The sequence below is a fragment of the Bacillus sp. F56 genome, assembly GCF_001748205.1.
Taxonomy (GTDB): Bacteria; Bacillota; Bacilli; order Bacillales; family Bacillaceae; genus Bacillus; species Bacillus stercoris.
Map to the genome: position 1 here is coordinate 35,290 of NZ_BDFC01000013.1, position 22,101 is coordinate 57,390.

General features: G+C 40.6%; 26 protein-coding genes and 2 pseudogenes. 13 read left to right on the forward strand and 15 right to left on the reverse strand.

The genetic code is table 11. The features are described from left to right. Positions 1-65: 65 nt before the first annotated feature. A complete protein-coding gene (locus BFW96_RS19740) occupies positions 66-746 on the forward strand; it encodes an ArsR/SmtB family transcription factor (RefSeq protein WP_069840374.1) in 681 nt (226 codons plus the stop codon). An 82-nt stretch (positions 747-828) separates the two neighbouring features. Here the strand turns inward: BFW96_RS19740 and BFW96_RS19745 are convergent, their stop codons facing one another. The 3 genes from BFW96_RS19745 to BFW96_RS19750 all read right to left on the reverse strand — a co-directional run bounded on the left by BFW96_RS19745 (position 829) and on the right by BFW96_RS19750 (position 1,682). Continuing rightward, a complete protein-coding gene (locus tag BFW96_RS19745) occupies positions 829-1,272 on the reverse strand; it encodes a carboxymuconolactone decarboxylase family protein (protein WP_069840375.1) in 444 nt (147 codons plus the stop codon). A gap of 87 nt (positions 1,273-1,359) precedes the next feature. After that, complete coding sequence (locus tag BFW96_RS21325) at positions 1,360-1,536, reverse strand: hypothetical protein (RefSeq protein ID WP_080348091.1); 177 nt, start codon at positions 1,534-1,536, stop codon at positions 1,360-1,362. Then, positions 1,533-1,682 carry a hypothetical protein gene (locus BFW96_RS19750; RefSeq protein ID WP_014662946.1) on the reverse strand — a complete coding sequence of 50 codons (150 nt, stop codon included), beginning with the start codon at positions 1,680-1,682 and terminating at the stop codon, positions 1,533-1,535. Before BFW96_RS19750 ends, BFW96_RS21325 begins: the two co-directional genes overlap by 4 nt. Before the next feature lie 189 nt (positions 1,683-1,871). Between BFW96_RS19750 and ydfH the strand changes: the two genes are divergently transcribed. From ydfH to BFW96_RS19765, 3 genes are all read left to right on the forward strand, one after another. Continuing rightward, positions 1,872-3,095: a two-component system sensor histidine kinase YdfH gene (gene ydfH / locus BFW96_RS19755; protein ID WP_083252928.1), complete on the forward strand. Its 1,224-nt coding sequence runs from the start codon at positions 1,872-1,874 to the stop codon at positions 3,093-3,095. Then, a complete protein-coding gene (ydfI, locus tag BFW96_RS19760; protein ID WP_069840377.1) occupies positions 3,088-3,729 on the forward strand; it encodes a two-component system response regulator YdfI in 642 nt (213 codons plus the stop codon). The genes ydfH and ydfI overlap by 8 nt, the downstream gene beginning before the upstream one ends. Before the next feature lie 115 nt (positions 3,730-3,844). Then, complete coding sequence (locus tag BFW96_RS19765; protein WP_069840378.1) at positions 3,845-6,016, forward strand: MMPL family transporter; 2,172 nt, start codon at positions 3,845-3,847, stop codon at positions 6,014-6,016. Between the two features lie 470 nt (positions 6,017-6,486). Here BFW96_RS19765 and BFW96_RS19770 read toward each other — a convergent pair whose 3' ends face one another. The 3 genes and pseudogenes from BFW96_RS19770 to BFW96_RS19775 form a co-directional block, all read right to left on the reverse strand. Continuing rightward, positions 6,487-7,389 carry a carboxylesterase gene (locus BFW96_RS19770; RefSeq protein ID WP_069840379.1) on the reverse strand — a complete coding sequence of 301 codons (903 nt, stop codon included), beginning with the start codon at positions 7,387-7,389 and terminating at the stop codon, positions 6,487-6,489. A gap of 196 nt (positions 7,390-7,585) precedes the next feature. Continuing rightward, positions 7,586-7,796, reverse strand: a pseudogene (locus BFW96_RS21330) (DUF554 family protein); the annotation flags it as partial. Between the two features lie 271 nt (positions 7,797-8,067). Then, positions 8,068-9,456 (reverse strand): annotated as a pseudogene (locus BFW96_RS19775) (aminotransferase-like domain-containing protein). 114 nt (positions 9,457-9,570) lie between these two features. On the opposite strand from BFW96_RS19775, the gene azlC reads away from it, so the two are divergent. From azlC to BFW96_RS19795, 4 genes are all read left to right on the forward strand, one after another. After that, the gene (gene azlC, locus BFW96_RS19780; protein ID WP_080488072.1) at positions 9,571-10,332 is read left to right on the forward strand and encodes an azaleucine resistance protein AzlC; all 762 of its coding nucleotides are present in this window, start codon (positions 9,571-9,573) and stop codon (positions 10,330-10,332) included. After that, complete coding sequence (locus tag BFW96_RS19785; protein WP_069840380.1) at positions 10,329-10,661, forward strand: branched-chain amino acid transporter permease; 333 nt, start codon at positions 10,329-10,331, stop codon at positions 10,659-10,661. Before azlC ends, BFW96_RS19785 begins: the two co-directional genes overlap by 4 nt. Before the next feature lie 161 nt (positions 10,662-10,822). Continuing rightward, complete coding sequence (gene brnQ, locus BFW96_RS19790; RefSeq protein WP_069840381.1) at positions 10,823-12,145, forward strand: branched-chain amino acid transport system II carrier protein; 1,323 nt, start codon at positions 10,823-10,825, stop codon at positions 12,143-12,145. A gap of 147 nt (positions 12,146-12,292) precedes the next feature. After that, positions 12,293-12,667, forward strand: coding sequence for a Rok-like winged helix domain-containing protein (locus tag BFW96_RS19795; RefSeq protein ID WP_069840382.1), 375 nt, complete (start codon positions 12,293-12,295; stop codon positions 12,665-12,667). A gap of 258 nt (positions 12,668-12,925) precedes the next feature. Here the strand turns inward: BFW96_RS19795 and BFW96_RS19800 are convergent, their stop codons facing one another. The 3 genes from BFW96_RS19800 to mneP form a co-directional block, all read right to left on the reverse strand. Continuing rightward, positions 12,926-13,615, reverse strand: a complete 690-nt coding sequence (locus BFW96_RS19800) for a DUF554 domain-containing protein (RefSeq protein WP_069840383.1) — start codon at positions 13,613-13,615, stop codon at positions 12,926-12,928. Positions 13,616-13,705: 90 nt separating this feature from the next. Then, entirely contained in the window at positions 13,706-14,518 is an 813-nt protein-coding gene (locus BFW96_RS19805; RefSeq protein ID WP_069149037.1) for a MerR family transcriptional regulator, read from the reverse strand. A gap of 114 nt (positions 14,519-14,632) precedes the next feature. Beyond that, on the reverse strand, positions 14,633-15,526 hold the full coding sequence (gene mneP / locus BFW96_RS19810; protein ID WP_014662962.1) for a manganese transporter MneP: 894 nt from the start codon (positions 15,524-15,526) through the stop codon (positions 14,633-14,635). A 452-nt stretch (positions 15,527-15,978) separates the two neighbouring features. On the opposite strand from mneP, the gene BFW96_RS19815 reads away from it, so the two are divergent. The 4 genes from BFW96_RS19815 to BFW96_RS19830 all read left to right on the forward strand — a co-directional run bounded on the left by BFW96_RS19815 (position 15,979) and on the right by BFW96_RS19830 (position 18,563). Then, entirely contained in the window at positions 15,979-16,599 is a 621-nt protein-coding gene (locus BFW96_RS19815; RefSeq protein ID WP_069840384.1) for a nitroreductase family protein, read from the forward strand. A gap of 15 nt (positions 16,600-16,614) precedes the next feature. Then, positions 16,615-17,553: a ring-cleaving dioxygenase gene (locus tag BFW96_RS19820; protein ID WP_069840385.1), complete on the forward strand. Its 939-nt coding sequence runs from the start codon at positions 16,615-16,617 to the stop codon at positions 17,551-17,553. 101 nt (positions 17,554-17,654) lie between these two features. After that, complete coding sequence (locus BFW96_RS19825; RefSeq protein ID WP_069840386.1) at positions 17,655-18,044, forward strand: DoxX family protein; 390 nt, start codon at positions 17,655-17,657, stop codon at positions 18,042-18,044. A gap of 180 nt (positions 18,045-18,224) precedes the next feature. Beyond that, on the forward strand, positions 18,225-18,563 hold the full coding sequence (locus BFW96_RS19830; RefSeq protein WP_069840387.1) for a thioredoxin family protein: 339 nt from the start codon (positions 18,225-18,227) through the stop codon (positions 18,561-18,563). Between the two features lie 192 nt (positions 18,564-18,755). Here BFW96_RS19830 and BFW96_RS19835 read toward each other — a convergent pair whose 3' ends face one another. From BFW96_RS19835 to BFW96_RS19850, 4 genes are all read right to left on the reverse strand, one after another. Further along, entirely contained in the window at positions 18,756-18,992 is a 237-nt protein-coding gene (locus tag BFW96_RS19835; RefSeq protein WP_014662967.1) for a spore germination protein, read from the reverse strand. A gap of 229 nt (positions 18,993-19,221) precedes the next feature. Next, on the reverse strand, positions 19,222-19,515 hold the full coding sequence (locus tag BFW96_RS21755) for a hypothetical protein (protein ID WP_069840388.1): 294 nt from the start codon (positions 19,513-19,515) through the stop codon (positions 19,222-19,224). A 33-nt stretch (positions 19,516-19,548) separates the two neighbouring features. Next, positions 19,549-19,779 carry a spore germination protein gene (locus tag BFW96_RS19845; protein WP_014662969.1) on the reverse strand — a complete coding sequence of 77 codons (231 nt, stop codon included), beginning with the start codon at positions 19,777-19,779 and terminating at the stop codon, positions 19,549-19,551. Positions 19,780-19,902: 123 nt separating this feature from the next. Then, complete coding sequence (locus BFW96_RS19850) at positions 19,903-20,484, reverse strand: DUF421 domain-containing protein (RefSeq protein ID WP_069840389.1); 582 nt, start codon at positions 20,482-20,484, stop codon at positions 19,903-19,905. A 209-nt stretch (positions 20,485-20,693) separates the two neighbouring features. On the opposite strand from BFW96_RS19850, the gene BFW96_RS19855 reads away from it, so the two are divergent. Next, positions 20,694-21,401 carry a DUF421 domain-containing protein gene (locus BFW96_RS19855; RefSeq protein ID WP_014662971.1) on the forward strand — a complete coding sequence of 236 codons (708 nt, stop codon included), beginning with the start codon at positions 20,694-20,696 and terminating at the stop codon, positions 21,399-21,401. A gap of 11 nt (positions 21,402-21,412) precedes the next feature. Here BFW96_RS19855 and cotP read toward each other — a convergent pair whose 3' ends face one another. After that, positions 21,413-21,844: a spore coat protein CotP gene (gene cotP, locus BFW96_RS19860; protein WP_014662972.1), complete on the reverse strand. Its 432-nt coding sequence runs from the start codon at positions 21,842-21,844 to the stop codon at positions 21,413-21,415. Positions 21,845-21,856: 12 nt separating this feature from the next. Then, positions 21,857-22,099 carry a spore germination protein gene (locus BFW96_RS19865; RefSeq protein WP_014478992.1) on the reverse strand — a complete coding sequence of 81 codons (243 nt, stop codon included), beginning with the start codon at positions 22,097-22,099 and terminating at the stop codon, positions 21,857-21,859. Between the last annotated feature and the right edge of the window lie 2 nt (positions 22,100-22,101).

A 22,101-nucleotide genomic window follows, 5' to 3' on the forward strand; every position in this document is an offset into this window, starting at 1 on the left:
ACATTTATATTGTAAAGGATTAACATTTCAACTATCATCGAAATATGAATGTAAGGAGGAAAACCATGAATCCTAATATTGCAAAAATCTCTTCGTTGCTATCAGATCCCTCGCGTTCTTCCATACTTTTGAGTCTAATGGATGGAAGGATACACCCTGCGGGAGAGCTTGCATATCTCGCTAACGTTAAACCTCAAACCGCAAGTTTTCACCTGAATAAATTGCTTGATGCGAAGCTGATTAGCGTAGAAAAGCATGGAAGACATCGGTATTACAGATTGTCTAACTCAGATGCTGCCAACATGATTGAACAATTGCTTCATATTGCGCCTGAAGGTAAAGTCAAATCTTTAAAAGAGTCAAAAGAGAAAAAGGACTTGCATTTCGCCCGTACCTGTTATGATCATTTGGCAGGTTATGTGGGCGTGCAAATGGCACATTCACTAGTTGAGCAGGGGATGTTAAAAAAAGTTGGTTTAAACTTTGAGGTGACTTCAGAGGGTGCTTTATTCTTTTCGAAGTTAGGCATCAATGAAGAGCAACAACGGAATAAGAGGAGAGCCTTTGCCCGCTGCTGTTTGGATTGGAGTGAACGGCAGCATCATATTGCAGGAGCATTAGGAAACGCCCTATTGATGCGCATGTTAGAAGAAGAATGGATCGTTCGTATGCCTAAAACGAGAGCGATTAGGATTACACAAAGCGGGAAAATTGCGTTTGAAAAGCACCTAAACGTGAAGCTTTAGGATTTTGAAACGGAAACACATGGTGATGCGGCACGATATCCAGGAGAAGGAGTAAGATTCGTTCTAATCTTACTCCTTCTTCTTATTTTGAAGCAGCTCGATTCCCCATTGCAATAGAGATGCGGTTCCAGCTGTTTATTTGATTAATGATGAGAACAAGGTCAACATATTGTTTTTCATCATAATGTTCCCGCACCCGATGATATAGCTCATCAGGAACCCTTTTAGATGGAATGAGCGTGATGTGTTCAGACAGTTCGAGAGCAACTTTCTCTTCAGGGGAGTAAAAATCACATTCATTCCAAGCATGTAAACAGTAAATTCGCTGTTCAGTTTCTCCCATTTTACGGGCATCGGAAGTATGCATATCTATGCAGAAGGCACAGCCGTTTAGTTGAGAAACTCTGATTTTGATTAGTTCTCTCGTAGTTCGGTTAATTGAGGATTGTTTCGTGTATTTCTCCATATCCATCATGATTTTCATACCTTCAGGTGCAATCTCATAGTAGGACACTCTTTGACTCATCAGGCAAAACTCCTTTCCGTCGTATATCTAAATTGTATCTCGATATTGATATCTTTACCAATGTGCGAATTGTATGGCGTTATTTCACTATTTTTTGGCAAAAAGCTGCTTAGAATAAAAATAAGGGTAACCCAAAATGATGAGTGGAGCTGCTAAGGCAAGCAGGGTCCACGAGCCTGAGTGGCTGTCTCTAATGACTCCAATGAATACACAAGTACCGATGAGAAAATATAATAAAGCACCTAAAAACCAATACATGTTCATTCCTCTTTTTCCTTGCATCTGATTTTTGGCTGCGTATTTTTATCTGTCATATGGCTTAATCGATCAGGATATTGATTTTTTAATACCTTCTCAGTCCGGATTCCTTTTCTTTTTAATGATAAAATTGTAAGATCAATTGATTTCAATGATGATCATTCCTTCAATGAATAGTATGTTCCTTATGATTTTAAAGATAAATTTGAAAAGATAAAACGTACATAAAGGCAGAACGTTCATGTACGTTTGGGCAATGATCTTTTGTTGGAAACTCTAATGTTGGGTTCGATTCTCATGAATTTTGATGTGGTGAAACAGGTAAAGGAAGTGGATAAGGTTTGCTGATAAGGAATCCTTTCAAAGATAAATATTACTCACATGATAGGCGTGCATTAAACATGCTTGCGCTTAGAGTGCCTGGCCTGGCTTTTATTCTTATGATCTATACAGCCTCTATCGTGCTGCAATTTGTTTCTGGGAGCTGGTCCATTTTATTGTTTTATGTGTTTACCATATTAATCGCCATTTTTGCTTTGCTTCATTGGCACTCATATCGCTGGGTTAAGAAAAGAGTGATTCTGTATTTCGTGGTACAAGGTTTGATCACCTTTGCACTTGCTAATCTCATGACTGGCTTCTTTATACTTGTCATTATCGGCCTTTATGCATTTTTAATTGGGCAAATCATAGGAATGGCAGACAGAAGAAGGGCTTTTCCCATTCTTTATCTATTGCTGCTGCTGGGCATAAATTCGGCGTATCACCTTAATAAAGGTGAAGTGCTGCATTTTATTGTTATTGCTGCGCCGATCATGATTGTCATCATCACTTATGCCGCAACATTTTTTGCCCAAGTCGATGAAAAAATAAAAGCTCAATTGACTCTTGAAAGGCTGGAGCTAGCTCATCAGCAGGTCGAACAGCTGACGCTGCAGAACGAAAGGCAGCGGATGGCCCGAGACTTACACGATACGCTTGCTCAAGGACTGGTCAGTTTAAATATGCAGCTGGACGCGATTCATGTACATCTCTCCAAAGGCAACACAGAGAGAGCGAAGGAAATCATACAACAATCGATGAAAAGAGTGAAAAGCACATTAGCTGATGCACGTTCAGCAATTGATGATCTTCGCAGCAAATCAGAAGAAATCGGTGTTTTAAAAGAAAGAATTACCTCACTGATGGATCATTTTATAGAGTCGACAGGCATGGCTTGTTTATTAGATTACAGATTGCATCAGGTGCTGGATGTGCGTACAGCTGAAAACTGTTATTTCATCATTGGAGAATGCATGACGAATGCGGCAAAGCATGCTGAAGCAAAAACAATCTGGATTTCCATTTGGGATGACGATAAGGGGAGGCTCCATTTAACAGTTAAGGATAACGGCAAAGGATTTGATGTTGAAAAAGGAAAGAAAAAGAGAGGGCATTATGGGCTTCTTGGCATACAAGAACGTGTCAGATCCATGAATGGCCAATTCAATATAAAGAGTACAAAATTGAAAGGGACACAAATTGAGATTACTGTACCAATTCAGGGAGAGATGCAAGATGAATAAGGTTTTAATCGTTGATGACCATCTTGTCGTGAGGGAAGGTCTGAAGCTTTTAATTGAAACGAACGATCAATACACCATTATAGGAGAGGCGGAAAATGGCAGAGCAGCAGTCCGTCTAGCAGATGAATTGCAACCGGATATCATTCTTATGGATTTGTATATGCCGGAGATGAGCGGGTTAGAAGCCATTAAAAAAATAAAAGAAATACACGATATCCCCATCATTATTTTGACTACATATAATGAAGATCACCTAATGATTGAAGGGATCGAATTAGGAGCGAAAGGATATCTGTTAAAGGATACGAGTTCAGAAACCCTTTTTCACACAATGGATGCAGCGATAAGAGGAAATGTGCTATTGCAGCCTGATATCCTTAAACGCTTGCAGGAAATCCAATTTGAGCGGATGAAGAAGCAGAGCAGTGAGACGCAGCTGACAGAAAAGGAAGTCATTGTTTTAAAAGCAATTGCTAAAGGGCTTAAAAGCAAAGCGATTGCCTTTGATTTGGGCGTCTCTGAGCGAACAGTAAAGGCCAGATTAACGTCCATTTACAATAAATTAGGCGCGAATTCAAGAACTGAAGCAGTAACGATTGCCATGCAAAAAGGTATTCTGACATTAGACAAATAAACTGCATATTTGAAAATTGCCCAAACGTACATGCCCGAATGTACGTTTTTTTTATTTCGTGGTCAACTACAATGAGAAAGAATGTGATTAAGCAATGTGTTGAAAGGAGATTATCATGTCAAAAATGTTATATACATTAGGAGGATGGGTTGCTCGGCATCGCGTAAAAGTCATATGCGCGTGGATCGTTTTGTTAGTTGCTTCGATAGGGCTTGCCATCACGTTAAAACCAAGTTTTTCTGAGGATATGTCTATACCTGACACACCTTCGGAAAAAGCGATGGATGTGATTCAGAAAGAATTTCCGCACGGCCCTGATAAAGGAAGCATACGGGTGATTTTCGGAGCTGAAGATGGAGAAAAACTTACTGCAAATTCAGCGAAAAAGGCAATAGAAAAAACATTCAAGGAAATCAGTAAAGATGATTCTGTTGACTCGATTGCAAGTCCTTTTGTGACAGGAACAATCGCGAAAGACGGCACAGTTGCCTATGCTGATATCAAGTATAAATCTTCAGCGGATGATATAAAAGATTACTCTATTAAACACTTAAAAGACAGTTTGAAAATCGCTGATGATGAGGGATTGCAAACGGAGCTGAGCGGTGATATACCGGGAGCCGAGATGGAAATAGGCGGTGTGTCTGAAATTGTCGGCATTATCTTGGCCTTTGTGGTGTTAGCCATTACGTTTGGCTCTTTATTAATAGCGGGTTTGCCGATTTTAACTGCGCTGCTTGGTTTAGGGGTAAGCATTGGACTGGTTTTGATCGGGACACAAGTATTCGATATTGCTTCCGTCAGTCTTTCATTAGCCGGAATGATTGGTCTTGCTGTTGGGATTGATTATGCTTTATTTATTTTTACGAAACACCGCCAGTTTTTAGGTGAAGGCATACAAAAGAATGACTCGATTGCAAGAGCCACCGGAACAGCTGGGAGTGCAGTCGTTTTTGCCGGACTTACTGTGATCGTCGCACTTTGCGGATTGACGGTTGTTAACATTCCTTTTATGTCTGCAATGGGGCTGACAGCAGGGCTTAGTGTACTGATGGCTGTTCTTGCCTCCATCACGCTGGTGCCTGCCGTCTTATCAATAGCAGGGAAACGGATGATTCCGAAAGCAAACAAGAAAAAAGGAAAACAAAGCTCTGCCACAAATGCATGGGGGCGTTTTGTCACAAAACATCCTATTCTGCTAAGTGTTTGCAGCATTCTCATTTTGATCGTCATTAGTATTCCATCTATGCAATTAGAACTGGGCTTGCCTGATGCGGGGATGAAAGCGAAGGATAATCCGGATCGACGGGCATATGACTTGCTTGCCGATGGGTTTGGAGAAGGATTCAATGGCCAATTAACCATCGTAGCGGATGCCGAAAGTGTCGAAGGAAATAAAGCGGAGGCTTTCGCAGATGCAGTGAAAGAAATAAAGGGCTTAGACCATGTAGCAAGTGTCACCCCTGCAATGCCTAATAAAGAAGGGAACTTTGCCATCATTACGGTCGTTCCGGAAACAGGTCCAAATGATGTGGCAACGAAAGATTTGGTACACGATGTACGCAGTTTGTCAGATAAAAACGGAGTAGATTTGCTTGTTACTGGATCGACTGCAGTGAATATTGACATTTCAGATCGCCTGAATGATGCGATACCGGTGTTTGCTGTACTCATTGTCGGCTTTGCATTTGTATTGCTGACCATTGTTTTCCGTTCGCTGCTTGTGCCGCTTGTTGCTGTTGCAGGTTTCATTTTAACGATGACAGCCACTCTTGGGATCTGTGTATTTATCTTACAAGACGGCAATCTCATCGACTTTTTCAAAATACCTGAAAAAGGGCCGATACTCGCCTTCCTGCCGATTTTATCGATTGGGATTCTGTTCGGTTTAGCTATGGATTATCAAGTATTTCTTGTCAGCAGAATGCGTGAAGAATATGTAAAAACAAAGAATCCAGTACAAGCCATTCAGGCTGGATTAAAACACAGCGGTCCTGTTGTCACCGCGGCTGGTTTAATCATGATTTTCGTTTTCGCAGGATTTATCTTTGCCGGAGAAGCTACTGTGAAAGCCAACGGATTGGCCCTTTCCTTTGGTGTGCTCTTTGACGCATTTATTGTGCGAATGACACTGATTCCAAGTGTGATGAAACTGATGGGGAATGCAGCCTGGTATTTGCCGAAATGGCTGGACAAGATCATCCCGAATGTGGACATAGAAGGGCATCAACTCACACAGGAAATACAGCCAGAAATAGCTCATGAACAAAAGAAACAAATCATGTAATAGAAAAAGCAGATCTTTTATGATCTGCTTTTTTGCTTACTATTCCCGATCAAGCTGTAAACGATTTTATAGCCGAACATTGTGGTGGTATTTGGAAAGTGAAGGAGACACTTATGGCGCCATCACTCATTTTCGATATGTGGCAGAAGCTGCGTCATACTAGCAGGCATCCTAGGAAAAGTGATAAAGCACATCAAATGATTTTTTTGACTTTGCATTCACTCCTTGATGCCAAGGATCTTGAGAATCCTTTTTAAAAATTAAGGAATTTAAAACTGATCTGTAAAAAATGCAAATGAAACAAGCACACAAAACCAGTTCTGGGTCTTGTCCAATCGATCATGATATAAATGCAAAAACAAAATGATGTGTAAAAAATAGAGTCCATGAGAGAGACTCTATTTTTTGAAATGGCTGGCTAGAAGCATATTGCAGGTCTTATGAATGCGAATCACTATCTTAATAAGCACCTATTGTGAAATGTCTTTTTCTGCATTAAAAAAACGCATTACACGTTCATTTACGTATGCGGGTTGCTTCATCGATAAAACATGTCCGGCATTTTTAATGACTTCCGCCTCAATATCAGGAACGAATGAAGAGGCTCGGTGCAGGGCTGAGTGGGGATCATAGATGACTTCATGTTCACCGAGTAATAATAGAATAGGGACTCTTGCTGATTGTAATTCCTCATCGGTAAATACATACGGAAATCCGTCGGCTTTAGGATTTGGATTTCTTGATCCATCCTGCCACATTACCCCCGCCTGAAACTGCTTCACAAAAATCGGGTGCAGCACACTGTGATCATTCATCATCCAATGTAAGAATGTTTCAACTCCATTTGGAGCTGTAAGGCCAAGAGCATATTTGTAGAAATCGTGATGAAATGGCAAAAATGTTTCTGCCGGACTCAGTATAGCTGCGCTTTTTACTCTCTCAGGCATACGTAAAAGGAAATTCATCGTATGGAGACCGCCAAGCGAAAGTCCGATCATGTGGGACTTTTCGATCCCCAGATTGTCAAACACATCAAGAAGCCAATTTGCGTAATCCGTTCTCGTACCGCTTAGATTCTCAGGAATACTCTTGTTTTTATCACCTATGATATCAACTGCATAAGTTCTGTATTTGCTGCTCCAATCGGCGATGTTGGGATACCACATCGTGGAACTGAATAATGCTCCGTGGAGTAATACAAGCGGCGGGGCATCCTCTGGCCCGCTAGCAATCACATGGGTTTGTCCAAAACGAGTAGATATGTAGAATGATTTGCAGCGGACCGGCCAAAGACTAAGGCTTTCATTATAAGTTTGATAATAGCGGATACCGCTGTCACTTAATTCGGGAATACTAGATGAATGGTTTGACATACAAGTGCCCCTCTCAATTTTGTTTAAATGAATGTGCCGTTTCGTGATGGGGAGTCTGATTTTGATATAACAGAATTTATTTACAATATAATACAGAGGTTATTCAACGTCAAATCCAAGATAAAAAAGGGAATAAAACGATTGGAACAGATTATTGAAAATCAATATAACAGAATATTAACCTCCTTTTTGGGAGCGCCGCAGCAATTCCAAAACCAAAAGTTGAAGCGAGCACAATGGAGGTGATCTCATCTAATATTCCGTTTGTCAGGAGGTATGATAATCTCCATGCAAAGCGGCTTCAACAGGGCTTAAAATTGAAAGGGAACCGATACAGAATAATAGGATCACAGTTGATAAACCCCCCGCTAAATTGCTTTGTTCACCAGCATGTTGAATCGTAATTCTTTCATTTTAACAACCTTTCTGTTCATATGATTTATACATTCACATTAAATAGTACAGTGAGTTCCAAAGGTAAAGTTTGCGGCATAATGAAAAAGCCCCTTTTAAAAAGCAGATCTTTTATGATCTGCTTTTTTGCTTCACGTTCATTGCCTGATCATGTTGTAGGCGATTCTATGGCCACTCAATGTGGCAGTATTTAGAAGGTGAAGCCGCCATTTTGTTTTTACGCAGGTAGAGGACATCAAGCGGTATAGGGTGTGTTTGATCAAGTTAGCCGAGATAATGTTTCAATCTCTCTAATCCTATTCTCAACTCGTCTAATGATTCTGTTGAAGAAAGCGCAACACGCAAATGCTTATGAGGAGTGGCAGACCCGCTCAAAAAGCGATCAGAATGAAATGCGCGGATTCCATGTTTCTTCAAATCCGTTTCCAGCTGTAACGCATCGGTATCATCATTGATGGAAAGCCACCGATAAAAGCTGAGAGGATGTCCATTCAGCTCTGTTTCAGGAAAAAACTCTGCAAACATATCATTAGCCGACTGGGCAAGCTGTTTTTTTTGAGAAACAATATCGTGCGCTTTTCCTGATAAGATCAGTTCTGTTATGACCTCTGCATCAAAAGAAGACGTTTTTACATTAATGTTGAACATCGCCTGATGGATTTTCTCGCCCAAGGCATCTCCATAGACCATATAGGCCACTCTTAATCCTGAACAGATTGACTTAGAGGTGCTGCAAATATATACGCTTTGTTCTGGGAGCAAGTTGAACATGGGCTCCTGATAATCAGAAATCAAGCCTGCGGTCATAAACGCATGAATATCGTCCTCAATCAATAATAAACGATGCTTGCGGATCACTGCCGCGATTTCTTTCTTTCTGGCACTCGACATCATAACAGTAGTTGGGTTACAGCAAGAAGGCATCAAAAAAATGCCATGAATGTTGAGTTGAGTACATTGCTTTTCTAGTTCGTCCGGCAGCATTCCATACTCATCTCCGGGAATCGGCACTAGCTGAATGTGGTGCATTTTTGCAAGTTCAATAAAGTTTGAGTACGTGTATAAGTCAGTGGCAATTCTATTCCCTGGTTCAAACAGCGCGGCCAATGAAATGGCCAGCGCATTTTGGGCACCGGAAACAATTGAGATATGGTCTTGGTCAGTTTGAATGCCAAACGATTTCATCCAGTTTAGCCCTGCTGTTTTTTGATGCGGAATGCCTGTTGGATCATTGTAATTGAGTAACTGTTTTACGTAATGTTTACTCGCAACCTGTTAAATCACTTCCGTTACAATTTGATTGGTTTCTTCAAAAGAGGCGATTAAACCAAGATCGATACAGTTGGTGATTTTATCTTTAGAAATCGTAATTGAACGAGCGGCGCTAGGAGAAACAAAGGTTCCCTTTCCGGTGACCGCATAGATCAGTCCCTTTACCTCACACACTTTATAGGCTCGGGTAATTGTAGTGAAGTTTAAGTCAAGAAAGTCAGCTAATTCTCGCTGGGGCGGGAGCTTTGTACCCGGTGCCAAAAAACCATTTTTGATATCGTGTTCAAGCAGTGCAGCGATTGATTCATAGAAAGGCCGCTTTAACGCCTCTCTTTCTGGCTTCCAAGACATTGGGTAATTGTCGAATGAATTGACCGGCATAATCCACCTCTATTGTTTCGTTTTCCATGAATGGTTTTTAAAAGGAGTGCAGCAAGTTTTCTCTATTATGATACAAAGGATAATTGTAATCCATACAATTATCTTGTTTGTTGTATGGATTTAATATGGTACTTTAAAATAAAAATGTTGCAAGGTGTGAATCTTATGACAAAAAGAACTCAAATAGGGGCTGCATTTCGTTCGGCCTTCCCGTATACGATTCCGATTTTTGCCGGATTTTTATTTTTGGGAATTGCTTATGGAATCTTTATGCATTCTATAGGGTTTAGTGCAATTTATCCGATCATCATGAGTTTTATTATATTTGCAGGATCAATGGAGTTTGTTGCCGCCCATTTCTTGCTGGGCGCGTTCAATCCGTTGAATGCCCTTTTTTTGACGTTGATGATCAATGCCCGACATTTGTTTTATGGAATTTCCATGTTGGATAAGTACAGGGGGACTGGAAAGAAAAAGCTTTATTTGATCTTCGGGATGTGCGATGAATCATTTTCTATCAATTATACCGCTAATGTTCCGGCGAATGTTGACAAGGGCTGGTTTATGTTTTTTGTGACATTGCTTAATCATTTATATTGGGTCGCGGGAGCAGCGATAGGCGGTATTTTTGGATCGTATGTGAAATTTAATACCGAAGGGCTTGAATTTGTGATGACCGCCCTCTTTATTGTGATCTTCATTGAGCAGTGGATGAAAGAGCAAAAACATCACAGTGCTCTCGCAGGCCTTGGGCTTTCAGCTGCCAGCCTTATCATTTTTGGCGGAAACCATTTCATTATTCCTGCTATGCTCGCCATTTTAGGGATACTTACTGTTCTGAGAAAACCATTAGAGAAAGCTGAGGTTTCTGTATGACGATGAGTATAACGCAGCAAATCATTACCGTTGCTATGGTCGTGCTTGGCACAATGCTGACACGGTTCCTGCCATTCATGATTTTCCCGTCTGGCAAACCGACGCCGCAATACATACAATTTTTGGGCAGAGTGCTGCCATCAGCGGTAATCGGGCTTCTGGTTATTTATTGTTTTAAAGACGTGAGCCTACTTTCTGGGAGTCACGGCATCCCTGAATTGATTGGAGCAGCTGCAGTTGCATTGCTTCACTTTTGGAAAAAAAATATGCTACTTTCTATAGCGGGGGGAACCGTTGTTTATATGGCTATGGTACAATTGTTTTTTTAACCGTATGGGGAACGATCAATGATCAAACTTTTATTGAACTTTTTAAAAATTAATGAAATTGACACAATCTTATTTTGGACTCAGCACCGTGCCAATGTATATAGCATCTGTAGTGTTTCCTTGCCATTCAAGAGGTGTCTACTTTATTCGGAGGATTTATCATGTCAAAAAAAGTGTCTGCTTCCTATATCATCATTATAGGACTAATGCTATTTGCATTGTTTTTTGGGGCGGGAAATCTCATTTTTCCGCCTATGCTTGGGCAAATGGCTGGAAAAAATGTATGGGTTGCCAATGCGGGTTTCTTGGTGACAGGAGTCGGCTTGCCGCTGCTGGCAATGACTGCATTTGTTTTTTCAGGTAAAGATAATTTACAATCGTTAGCCAGCCGTGTGCATCCGGTGTTTGGCATTGTGTTTACAACGATTCTCTATCTGGCCATCGGGCCTTTTTTCGCTATCCCAAGATCGGGGAACGTATCGTTTGAAATTGGAGTGAAACCTTTTTTATCAGATGATGCAGGCCCTGTTTCATTGATCATATTTACAGTATTGTTTTTTACAGTTGCATGTCTGTTATCACTTAATCCCACAAAAATAGTGGATGTGGTCGGAAAAGTTTTAACACCAATTAAATTGACGTTTATCGGTTTGCTTGTAGTGGTAGCTCTTGTTCATCCAATTGGAACCATTCAAGCGCCATCAAAAGGGTATACATCGCATGTGTTTTTTAAAGGCTTTCAGGAGGGATACCTTACACTGGATGCCCTTGTAGCATTCGTTTTTGGAATCATTGTGGTGAATGCAATGAAAGAACAAGGGGCAGCCACCAAAAAACAGCTGATCATCATTTGTGCGAAAGCCACTGCGATTGCTGCGACACTTTTAGCCCTTATCTATACTTCCCTTTCATATATGGGGGCCTCCAGCGTTGAAAAGCTGGGGTTTTTAGAAAATGGGGCCGAGGTTTTGGCTAAGGTTTCATCCTATTATTTTGGATCCTATGGTTCTATCTTATTGGGTTTAATGATTACGGTAGCATGTTTGACGACAAGTGTCGGACTCATCACAGCGTGCTCTTCGTTTTTTCATGAATTATTTCCGGGCATTTCTTATAAAAAAATAGCTGTGATGTTAGCGGTGTTTAGCACACTTGTTGCAAATATAGGATTAACAGAGCTCATTAAGGTGTCCAAGCCTGTCTTAATGACGATGTATCCAATCGCGATTTCCTTAATATTTTTAACGTTTTTGCACTCTGTATTTAAAGGGAAGGCTGAAGTGTATCAGGGGAGCTTACTGTTCACGTTTATCATCAGCCTATTTGACGGTTTGAATGCAGCTGGGATAAAAATTGAAGTCGTGAATCGCGTTTTCACTCAGGTTCTTCCTATGTACAGCATAGGGCTTGGGTGGCTTATTCCAGCCATTGCAGGGGGGATAGGCGGCTATATACTGAGTATGTACCGAGCAAAAAAATCATGATTTAGCGCTGTAGGGCCGATAGAACCACTCACCTTCATAGATGGTGATTTCCCTGATCCGTGTTCTAAAGAGTTGAACAATGACTCAGATCTGCAGGTGGAATAAAGCTCTTTTCCGCCTGCTTAATTGGGGGGAGAAGCTTTGTGTATGAGATTAGCACACATAGATAAACACGAAAGATCGATCCTTCGTGAGTTTCAGCTACAACGATCAAAGACGAGCCCATCTCAAGTTGCGTTCATGGAGCAAGCTGCAAATGATGTAAAGACATATCGCGTAACATCAAAACCAATCCAAAAGAAAAAAAGAAGGCAGGGCAGAGCTGAATCAAAAGCCTCCCGTGAAGCAGCATTAAACATATTAAAGCAGCAGAATAAGCCAATGAGCAGTATCGATTTGAAAAGAAGGATTGAAAAGGAAACCGGCGTACACATTTCGAATATGACATCATTTATGAATACTTTGATGAAAACACACCCCGAGGTGAGAAAGCCTTATAGAGGGCAGTACATTGTGATTTGAATGCATGGTATCAAAGACTCAGCATTACAAATGTAGATCAGAGACAGAAACACAGCGCATGTTCAGCATGAATGATACCAAGGATCTTGACGACCTTGGTATTTTTGTTGTGAACTGCCGGCCATCGATCGGTTTATGTACAAAGACGATCGCAAAGATTGTGATGAATGAATTGACGCCCATATGACCATTCTCCGTTTGTTCCAGTGATAAAACATGGCCGGCATTCATGATTACCGCTTAATTGATGGCGATTTGTTAAAAATGCAATCCAAATGAATGAATTACAAAAATCACAACAGGAGGGATCAACAGGGAAGGCAGCAGATTCAGTGTTTTGAACTTCTTGATTCCAAGAATGCTTAGACCTGAACTGAGGATGAGTATGCCTCCCACAATAGTAATTTCGTTAATAAGGTCTGTATTGATTGCGCTCTCCATTACTTTAGCAAATAAATAGATGGAGCCCTGCCAAGCAAACAATACAATGGCAGCTGCCGCTATTCCAAAACCAAAAGTCGAGGCGAGCACAATGGAGGTGATCCCATCTAACATACCGTTTGTCAGAAGGTACGTATAATCTCCATGCAAAGCCGCTTCAACAGGACCCAATATTGACAGCGAACCTATACAAAATAATAAGACCGCAGTTGATAACCCCTCCGCTAAATTGCTTTTAGAAAATTTGTTCACCAGCTTGTTGAATCGTAATTCCAGATTGATGATCTGGCCAAGCAAACCTCCAATGGCTAAACTCACGATGAAAAGAATGGGGTATTTACTATCAGGCAAATGCTGTGTAACGGCGTTGATTCCCAGCGCGACTGCAGCGAATCCCATTGCCTGCATCAAAATATCCTGGTATTCATCTTTAATGCCTTTTTTGAATATCCCCCCGATTATGCTTCCCGCAATGATCATCACTGTGTTAAAAATTGTTCCAAACATAAGCTTTCTCCTCCAATAATGATTCCTGCATAAAAAATAAACCCTCTAGTTAGTAGAGAGTCAAGGGAGATCAAAAACATATTCATAAGATTATTTGATGGGCAAGAGGATTTCAGTCACATAATTGTCTAGGTTATTCGTAATGCCATAATCAATGAGTGTGATTTCGATAGAATCTCCTGCTACCTCATAATGATGCTCTTCCATATACGCCAGTAATGTTTTGTAGTATGGTTCGGCTTCTGGGTGTGACCCTCTAAACCTAATTTGCAGATATTCTCTTGAAGGGAAAATGATTTCTGATGAAGTTTTTTCATTTTCATCTTCAAGAATCATAAATATACTGGAATATTTGTCAAACTGTTTTGCCTTCACATTTGCTGCTGAAATAGATAAACCGATTTTGCCTATAAATATATCTTCGTTCACATTCAGGTGGGTTCTCAATTCTGCTAACGAATGTTCGATATCATGGCCGAGAACATATTCATGCTGTAAATAAGCCACACGAATTGCGGGAAGTTTGATTTTTGAAATGTGATGTAACGGTGTGTGAACGGCATCTTCTATATGTGTGATGCGGCGGGAGATCTTTCGTTCAATGCGTTCCAATTCTTTCTTCTTGCGGTCAATTTCAGCTTGCTGGCTTTTTAGTAGATGAAGAAGGGTATTTGTATTTTGAGAGTTATAAAAATCAAGCAGCTTATGGATTGGCAGGCCTAAGGCCCTCAAATACTTGATGGTATCCAGCCGCTCAAACTGTTGGGTGGAATAATATCGATAGTTCGTTTGCTCGTCTTTATATTCCGGCTTCAAAAGACCGATTTCATCATAATACCTAAGAGCAGAGATTTTCACATTGAATAACTTTGACACTTCTCCAATCGAAAAAAATTCCTTCATTCTAACAACCTTTCTGTCCCTATGATTGATATACATCCATATTATATAGTACAGCGAGTTCTAAAGGGAAAGTTTAACAGCATAAAGCAAAAGCTCCTTTTCAAAAGGAGCTTTTCATTCTTCGAAATAAGGATTCACATGGATGAGCACTTCTTCAACATCGGAAAACTGTCTTTTGATTTCATTTCGAATTTCGCGGGCAATGTCATGTCCCTGCTTAATTGTCAAATCATGATCCAAAGATAGACGGACATCAAGCAATTTATAGTGGCCGTGTTCTCTCGCGCGGATTCTATCGATTCGTTTTACCTGATCACATTGAAAAATAACAGCTTTATATTCCTCGATCAGCTTGGGGTCAACGCTCTTTTCCATAAGCACATCAACAGACGGCCTGATTAATTCCATAGAAATCTTAAAAATGAGGTAAGCAACGATTGCACTGGCTATTGCATCGGCGTACAACAGATAGGACCAGCCGCGTGTGTTTCCGATGATAGCCAATAGGACGCCGATAAAAGCGGCAAGGGAGGCAACGATATCGCCTTTATGATCGTATGCAATCGCTATAATCGCTTTGCTGTTCCATTTTTCCCCTTGCTTGATAGAATAACGATATAAGATTTCCTTAGCCACGTACGAAATAAGAGCCGCAAATAATGCGCTGTATTGGGGAACGCTTGGCCCTTTAACAAAGGACAAAATCGCTTCAATGAGGATATAAACGGATACGATCACTAAGATTATTCCTACAATCGCCTCACTAATGACTTCTGCTTTTCCGTGTCCAAAAGGATGGTCTTGATCGGGCGGTTTATTGGAAATGCCGATCACTGCCAAGACCGCAATCGAAGCAACGACATCTGCCGCAGAATGGATTCCGTCTGCAAAAACGGCTTCACTATCGCCTATTAGTCCAAAAAAGACCTTTCCTGCCATTAGGATCAGATTGGCGATCAATGCAATCAAAGCAACTTTTCTGCTGATTTGTTCTCTTTCACTTGCCATTTTTTCCTCCTATAAAACTGCACAAAAAAAATAGGAGTGCTCTTTAGACGCTCTCCGTATCCTTTTCTGTGTAATCACTTTGCTTATCATACCAATTCAATTTCGAGTGGGTCTATAGCAACGTTGTTTCCTGGTTACTAATAAATAAGGTAACAGAAAAAAAGTTGGAGCTGTGCTAAAAGCTCAGCTGCAAACAAATGAGTTCTCATGCAACAAGGAGTGGCGATAATAATGCTGCCTTCAGCGAAAAATTCCATCTGTTATAAAAAAACTATTGACATTAGATGATCTGTATTTTACTATTATCTCATATTCAAGATATTTTAATTCGAGACATTAAGTTAATAAGATCAACGATCAAGGTCCAATCGCAGTCAGTTCTTTTTTAAAAATTCAATGAGATTTTTTATAGAATAATATCTCGAATTCGAGATAAAAAGGAGTGTATCGTAATGGCTGAATTTACACAGTTAGTCACTGAAAGAAGATCTGCAAGCAATTTTCTTTCAGGTCATCCAATCACAAAAGAAGACCTCAATGAGATGTTTGAATTGGTTGCATTGGCACCATCGGCTTTTAATTTGCAGCATACAAAATATGTGACGGTTCTAGACCCGGATGTAAAAGAAAAGCTGAAACAGGCCGCAAACGGACAATATAAAGTGGTTAGCTCATCTGCGGTTCTTTTGGTATTAGGGGATAAACAGGCATATCAGCAAGCGGCTGACATCTATGAAGGATTAAAGGTGTTAGGGGTATTAAATAAGCAAGAGTATGACCATATGGTTCAAGACACCATTTCGTTTTATGAAAACAGGGGAGAGCAATTTAAGAGAGATGAGGCGATAAGGAACGCTTCACTTTCTGCGATGATGTTTATGCTGAGTGCTAAAGAAAAAGGCTGGGACACCTGCCCGATGATCGGCTTTGATGCGGAAGCCGTAAAACAGATTTTGAACATAGATGACCAGTTTGAGGTTGTCATGATGATTACAATTGGGAAAGAAAAAACAGAGAGCAGAAGGCCGCGCGGCTACCGTAAGCCTGTGAATGAGTTTGTTGAGTATATGTAAAAGGAGCAGATAAAAATGGCTAAAAAAACAATGGGAATTCATCATATTACAGCGATTGTCGGCCATCCTCAAGAGAACACAGATTTCTATGCAGGAGTGCTTGGGCTTCGTTTGGTCAAGCAAACTGTCAATTTTGATGATCCAGGTACGTATCATCTTTATTTTGGAAATGAGGGCGGGGAGCCGGGAACAATCATCACTTTCTTTCCGTGGGCTGGAGCCAGCCAAGGCGTCATTGGAGACGGCCAAGTTGGCGTAACGTCATATGTCGTGCCGAAGGGGGCTATGGCATTTTGGGAAAAGAGACTAGAAAAGTTCAACATTCCATACACCAAAATCGAGCGCTTTGGAGAACAATATATTGAGTTTGATGATCCTCATGGCCTGCACTTAGAAATCGTGGAAAGAGAAGAAGGAGCGGCTAACACGTGGACCTTCGGAGATGTAACGCCTGATGTTGCCATTAAAGGTTTTGGGGGCGCAACTTTATTATCAGCGCAGCCTGACAAAACCGCGGAGCTATTGGAAAACATTATGGGGCTGGAACGAGTCGGCAGGGAAGGAGACTTCATTCGTTATCGTTCTGCCGGTGATATCGGAAATGTGATTGACCTTAAGTTAACGTCTATTGGCCGCGGTCAAATGGGAGCCGGCACGGTGCACCACATTGCTTGGCGGGCTAGTGATGACCAAGATCAATTAGATTGGCAAAGATATATTGCTTCTCACGGATACGGTGTAACGCCTGTTCGGGATAGACATTATTTTAATGCCATTTACTTCAGGGAACACGGGGAAATTCTGTTTGAAATCGCAACTGATCCACCGGGCTTTGCCCATGATGAATCACACGAAACAATGGGCGGAAAATTGATGCTGCCTGTGCAATATGAACCGCATCGGGCACAAATTGAACAAGGGCTGCTGCCGTTTGAAGTAAGAGAATTAGATTGATTTGACACATAAAAAAATAAAGAAACATATATTCAATTGATGATTGCTGGATGGTATTGCAGCAAAGAATCAGATGAAATCAAAGATGAGGAGAGATAAAAATGGAAGATGCAGGACTGTTGCTAATTCGGATTATGATTGGTGTGGTGTTTCTGTTTTATGGCACACAAAAATTATTCGGCTGGTTTGGGGGATACGGAATTAAAGGGACCGGACAATGGTTCGAATCAATTGGGGTAAAACCAGGTAACGCTGCGGCCGCTCTGTCAGGCCTTGGGGAGTTAGTAAGCGGAATTCTATTTATTTTAGGTGTGTTCCTCCCGCTTGGAGCTGCTATCATCACAATCATTATGCTAGGTGCGATCGTAAAAGTTCATGGAGCGAAAGGCTTTGCGAATGGCGCCGGCGGTTTTGAATATAACGTGGTGCTCATTGCCGTCTCCATAGGGGTTGCACTCATCGGTTCAGGAGCTTACACTTTGCATTTTTAATACGAAAGTAAATCAGAACAGTTACTGTCATGCAGTAACTGTTCTTTTGTATTTACATTTTCGGCAAGCTTGCAGGTAATCTGAAAAGCAAAAAAGCGGAAATACTAAATATAAATCTGTATAGTGAATGGTATATATTAGCTTGGCCATAAAGGCAGACCTATTTGAAGGAGTAAATGGATGAAAGAAATGACAGCATTACATTCATTAGATTCTATAGATCATTTTATCAAACAGCACCAATTCAGTTTTATCTATATATCAAGGCCTGGCTGTACAGTATGTCACGCAGTTCTGCCGCAGCTTAGAATAGTGTTGGATCAGTATCCAAACATCAAATTGGGGCATATCAATGCTGACGATGTAGCAGAGGTCGCCGGCAGATTTTCAGTCTTTACTGTTCCCGTGCTTCTTTTGTTCATTGATGGGACTGAGTATTTGAGAGAAGCCCGCTTTGTTCATTTTGAACAGCTTGAACAAAAGCTGGATAGGGTTTATCGATTATATGAAGGCGAATAAATGGTTTATCCATTTAGATCTTTTCGCTTCTTTATTGGTCGTCATGAACCCATCAGCATATGAATAGTCCTCACTTTATCATATCCGCAGCACTCATCCTGTGGAACATCATTGGGCTTTTCAGAAAAGAAGTATCAAACGAGACAAACGTTTAAAAAAGAACTCATATGAGTTCTTTTTTTGTGGATCATGTTATTCTTCACTAGGTGAAGAAGGGTTATCATTCTGCCCTTGATCACTTGTATCATTATCACAACTTGCTGAAATAATAATGGAATTAGAAGGAGAGTAATCTCCTAATGTGAAATTGACACCGTAGTTTTTGCTGTTCGCAGTATGGCTGTTTTGCAAGTTTTGTCCGATATCTGTATTGGCGTTTTGTGTCATCCCATTTATCGTGAGATTTGAGATGTTGATTTGAGATCGCATGTTTCAAGCTCCTTTCATTCAGAAGTAGATGTCATAGAGGACGCTGGCAGTCTATTTACTTCTATGATATTTCGTTTTTATTTCATTGCATCAACATAATGGTAAAAATAATAGTGCCTCTTTAAGCGAGTCAATGAGCATCTCTTTTGAAGATGAACGTAACAGCACTCAAACCTATCAGCAGAATTAAAGCCGCCTGATCAAGAGGCGGCAGATCGTTATATGTCATCTATGAATTTGATGTATCGTTTTTCGTTTGTCTGAAGGATATGATGGTCGTTTTTAATGATGAGTAGGAGCCTATAGCGGCGTAGCCATAAAACCAGCCCATAAACACGCCGGAAAAGAGGCTGTGTCGATGGCTTATGAAAACAGAAATGACAAGACCTATTATTAAAGCAACCGATGGCACAAAAGTTTTGGGGATTTTCAATAATATTTTGAGGATTTGGGTTATCACTATGATGATTGGAATGGCTATCACAGCATCCCAAAAGTTTGTATGAATAATTGGAAAAGCCATATGGCACCTCATGAAGTGTTTATTTCTTAATTTTTACGCTAAAAGCTTGGAAAGCAGCTCTTGGATCGCATATGTTACATTTTGGGCTTGATTGGCGGAGCTTGTTTGGCTTAAAGTATTGGATTCAAAAACCAAACCTGTATTACTCCCACCGGAACCCTCTGTTGTTTTAGACACAGAGAACGGGCTGATGGAAACTGCAAATCCGTTATTAAAAACGCTGTTCCCGGATATCGAATGAATATAAACTGGGCATTTCATCATTCATCTCTCCTCTCCGTTATGACTGTTTATACAATATGGTGTGTGAGCAGCAGTTGCTTAAGCAAAACGGCAAAAACTTTCAGTAAGAGACAAAAACCTGCAAAATGCCACAAGCGCCTTTTGTTAATGCAGCTTTTTAGGGACGTTTTTTTTATTTTTTTTACCAACTTCATCAAAAATATTCTGATTGCCAGACTGGGCTTGTCCATCCTTATTTAGAAAATCCGGGTGAATGAGTTTTTTCAGATCCCTGACTGTTAAAGGCTTGGCGTCATCAGTCAATTCTATTCCTAATTGCCCGTTGGCCTCTAATGTCGCTATTTTAACATCTTGTATAGCCGTAACGCCGTGAAGCCTTAGCTGCATTTCAAGCTGGTCAGCTGTAAGTCTCATCTTCTTTAAGTTTTCGATATGAAGCTGTCCGTTTTCAATGACGATTTTTGCTTTTCCGGTTAACATCTTTTCAATGGTGTTCGATTTCATTTGGATCCATTCCATAACGATGAGTGTGCTTGTGAAAATTGCCGCTGCAATTAATGTTTTGAAGAGGCTGTACTCGATGATTGGCTGAACGATAATCGTTCCGATCGAAATCATGACAACCGTTTGAGTTGACGTCATTTGTGCGATTGATTTCCTTCCTGAAATTCTCAGCAAAATGACCCCGGCTACAATGAGAACAAGAGATTCCCAAGTGAACTTCATGCTACCACCTGACCAATGAGGAATTAGATTTGTCCTGGGATTGGCTTTCCTTCTGGCCAATCGCAATTTAATATATCCGAAAGGCAGCCGGTTCATTCTGCTCTAAACCGAACAATATTTTTGGGGTAGATGGGATATATTAAGCCCAACAATGATATCGGCAGGAGTTTTTTGGCCAACACAATCTGGGAAGCGGGGAGCGCCATAACATGATTGAACTAGAAGTTGTCATTAGAACGATTGCCAGCTTTGGATTGCTGTTAATCGCAGAACGGATTTTAGGCAAACAGACAATTTCTCAAATGACGATTTTTGATTTTATTGCGGCGATCACATTAGGGGCGATTGCTGCCGGATTAGCTTACAATACTTCAATAAAACCGCACAATATGGCCATTTCGTTTAGTATTTTTGTGCTAACCATTTTTCTTATTTCGTTCCTGTCGATAAAGAACAGGAAGCTGAGAAAATTTTTTGCCGGAGATCCTACAGTGCTGATTCAAAACGGGAAGATACTTGAATCGAATATGAGGAAAATGCGTTACACACTTGATTATTTAAATCAGCAATTACGTGAAAAAGAAATATTTAATATCGAAGAAGTACTTTTTGCAATCCTTGAAACGAATGGTCAGCTGACTGTGTTAAGAAAACCGCAATTCCGGCATGTAACCAAACAGGATTTAATGATTGCGGTAAACCAAGAACACAGGCTTCCGATAGAGCTTATTATGGACGGAGAAATCATTCAGAATAATTTACAGCAGAATCGATTGACAGAATCCTGGCTTTTGGAAGAATTGCGAAAAAGAGACATAAAGGTGAAAGAGACCGTATACGCAGTGCTGCTTGGTAATGGGGATATTTATGTGGATCAATATAAAGACCATATATCAGCCCCTGTGGATAAGGAATGAAAGGAACCATCTTAAAGCCCTTTTTGCAACGGGATGGTTTCGACTTGTCTTGGGTACGAAATGTGGAGAAGCCCGTTTAATAGCTGAATTTGTAATAAATGGGATTCGGTGGCTTCAGGAAGCTGAATGGTTCGCTCAATTTCTCCGTAATACCGTTCACGCAGCACCACCATTTCGTCTGGAAAAACAGGCGTGAGCGTTCCTTTGATTAACAGCTGGGTTTTAGATAATAAGCGGATTGTTAATTCTTCCTCATACACACCGGGCATTTCCACAATGATAAAATTATATTCTTCATCTTGATAAAAGTCGTAAACAAACGTAGAAGCTTCGGAATCAAAAAAATGTTCCGGGGCTTTATACTTGAGCACATTTGTCCAAAAGTCACTTTGTTTATATTCATTCGTAATCTCAAGCCACTTTCGAATTTTTTCGAAATCCATATGAGATTCTCCTTAAATTTGATTTGCAATCGGCGCAGAAGGGTTTCCGATTTGGTCTTGGTCACTAACGTCTGAATCAATATTTCCAGTGTTCAAAAGTGAAGACGTAGGCGAAAGATCCCCTAAGGAAAAGTTTGCTCCAAAATATTTGCTGTTCGCAGTATGGCTGTTGTGCACAGTCGGACCGACATCTATATTTCCGTTTTGCGTGACGCCGTTGATCTTAATATTTGCGATGTTAATTTGATATGGCATAG